Source organism: Streptomyces sp. NPDC127092, from assembly GCF_042722475.1.
GTDB lineage: Bacteria > Actinomycetota > Actinomycetes > Streptomycetales > Streptomycetaceae > Streptomyces.
This window is the reverse complement of sequence record NZ_JBHXFE010000117.1, coordinates 1-2,733: the sequence shown is the minus strand read 5'-3', so window position 1 is coordinate 2,733 and position 2,733 is coordinate 1. Positions and strand designations below refer to the sequence as shown.

Genomic DNA, 2,733 nt, shown 5'->3' with positions numbered 1-2,733 from the left:
TAGTCGCTCATGGCTGCTTGTGCTACGTGGTTTACGTTGCCCGGTATAGAGATGAGTTTGGATGCGCTGTGGGCCAGTAGCCGCAGGGGGCGAACGGTCCAGACGAAGGCGCGTGCGGGCACGGCCACGGCTTTGGCTGCGGTCTCGGGATGGGCAATGGCCCAGGACTTGGGGGCCATCTCCCCGATGACCAGGTGAAGGAAGGTCACGGCCAGAAGGGACAGGACGAAGGAGGCGGTTCCGGCTGCCGCTGCGGGGATGCCCCAGTCCTCCAGGACGGGGCCGAGCCATGCGTCGACGGCCGGCTTGGTGATCGCTCCCAGGGCGAAGGTGCACAAGGTGATGCCCAACTGGGCTGCGGCGAGCATGAGGGTCAGCTCGTCGACTCCCTTGAGAGCGGCCCGTGCGGCGCGGCTGCGTCCTGCCTCGGCCTCCAGCCGGTGCCGGCGGGCGCCCAGCAGGGAGAACTCCATGATGACGAAGATCGCGCTGAGCACGATCAGCGCTGTGGTCACGAGCATGACGATCAGTGGACCGTGCATCATCGCTCCTCGTCCGTGGTGGCGTCGGGCTGGGCCTCGTGGGCGGCATGGCTGCCGGCGGTGTCAGAGCGGGGCACCTCGATGAGGTGGATCCGCAGTCGAGCCGGGACCCTGCGTTGGATGGAGAGGACCTCGACCTGCAGGTGGCGGTCGTAGACCTCCTCAGCCCCGAAGTCTCGTGGGTCCTCGGGCAGGTCGATCCTGATGACCTCGCCTTCCCGGGGCAGACGGCCCAGAGCGTCGATGATCAGACCGGCGGCGGACTCGGCCTCGGTCACGGGCAGGGGGTGCCCGACGAGGCGCTCGAGCTCGTCCAGGTGGGCCTCTGCGCTCAGGACCCAGGAGTGCAGGCCTGTGGCGGTGATCTCCTCCTGGGGGTGCAGGTCGTGCTCATCCGTGAGCTCGCCCACGAGCTCCTCCGCGAGGTCTTCCACTGTGAGCACGCCGACGAAGCCGCCGAACTCGTCCACGATGCACGCCATCTGCTGCCCTGAGCCGTCGAGCTCCCGGGCTGCGTCGGGCAGGGACATCATCGTGGGCAGCACCAGTGCAGGGCGCATCAGGGCGGACACGGGGGTGTCCGGGGCCATCCGGGTCTCACCGAGCAGGTCGGTGAGGTGGACTACCCCGAGCGGTTCGTGTTCGTTCGAGATCACCGGGTAGCGGGTGTGGCCGGTGGCCATCAGGTCGCGCACCTGAGCCAGGGAGGTCTGGGGCTGAACCTCGTCCACACGCGAGCGGGGCACCATCGCGTGCTGCACGTCCTGGTCTGGGAAGTCCAGCACCCGGTCGATCAGGACGGAGACCTCCGCGGGCAAGGATCCGGAAGCTCTGGAGTCCAGGGCAATGCGGTCCAGGTCCTCGGCGGAGGCGGTGCTGTCGACGTCGTGCACTGGCTCGATGCGCAGGAGCTTGAGCAGCACCTCGGCCGCCTTGTCGAAGACCCAGATGAGCCAGCCGAACAGGCCGAGGTAGATCTGTGTGGGCCGGGCCAGAGCGCGGGCCAGGGGCTCGGGGTTGGCGATGGCCAAATTCTTGGGGTACAGCTCGCCGATGATCATCTGCACCAGGGTGGCCACCACCAGTACGCCCAGCGTGGAGATGGCGATGACCACTTCAGAAGGCAGTGCGGTGCCGCCGAGCAACTCGGTCAGGGCCGCACCCACCATCGGCTCTGCCACGTAGCCCACCATGAGGCCTGTGACCGTGATCCCCAGCTGCGCGCCGGAGAGCATGAAGGAGGTGCGGCGAGTGACCTGCAGTGCGCGGGCGGCGGCGCGGTCGCCGGCCTTGGCGGCGGTCTGCAGGCGGACGCGGTCTACAGACATGTACGCGAATTCCTGGGCCACGAAGAAGCCGTTGGCGGCGATGATCGCCAGGATGATGAGGGATCCGAGGATCAGTGTCAGGACTGGATCCATGCCTGAGTCACCTCCCCACGAGGTGCAGGCGACCCCGCCAGCTGCGGGGTGGGGTGGGGGTGACGCTCGGACTGTCACCAGGGCAGGCGGCTGGGCCGTCGCTCATGTATTCAGGGGCTCCATAAGGGGTCGAATGAATAATGGCGGCACATTACCACCGGTAACCGGTCGCAGGGCAAGGTGGGGTGTGGCCTCGCCGCCGACATCGGGCATCTGCCCGCCAGGATGTCCAGCCGGGTATACCCCTTTACACGCCCCGCCCGCCCACGAGACCATCACGTCAGAGACGGTGTGAATCGCAGCGCTAAATGGCGTGGTTTTTGTAACGCTTTAAGGCCTGCTAATCAGGTGGGTGATCGGATCTGAGCTTTCCGCAGACGACAGGTTCTACGTCCGGCTGACGGCGGGTTTCATAGGCACCCCTGGCGCAACAAACGTTTTGTCGTGAAATCCTAGACCCCGCCCTAGATGTAGGAGGGCATGACGTTGTTGACTCGGGTCGGTGCCAGTGAGGCCGGAGGAGCGTCTCCGCAGGAGGTATGAGGCCGATGGTAGTTGTAGTGGTTCACCCACACCTGCAGGGCCTCACGCCGAGCTTGCTCTGAGGAGTACGGGCGGGCGTAGAGGACCTCGTCCACCATCAGCCGGTTGTACCGTTCGACCTTCCCGTTATGGCGCGGGGTGTAGGGGCGGATCCGGTGGTGCCGGCCCCCGAGCGAGACCACCTTCCGGGTGAAGTCCACGGCCCGGTAGTTGTTGCCGTTGTCCGT

Annotated in this window: 3 protein-coding genes; all 3 read right to left on the bottom strand. The window is 66.4% G+C overall.

What is annotated here, in order from left to right:
* The coding region (locus ACFWJO_RS37675; protein WP_386872637.1) for a CNNM domain-containing protein at nucleotides 1–515 on the bottom strand (515 nt) is incomplete at its 3' end.
* 26 nt (nucleotides 516–541) lie between these two features.
* Complete coding sequence (locus ACFWJO_RS37670; RefSeq protein WP_101965474.1) at nucleotides 542–1,963, bottom strand: hemolysin family protein; 1,422 nt, start codon at nucleotides 1,961–1,963, stop codon at nucleotides 542–544.
* A gap of 464 nt (nucleotides 1,964–2,427) precedes the next feature.
* Nucleotides 2,428–2,733: integrase core domain-containing protein (locus tag ACFWJO_RS37665; RefSeq protein ID WP_386872634.1), on the bottom strand; the 306-nt coding region annotated here is incomplete at its 5' end.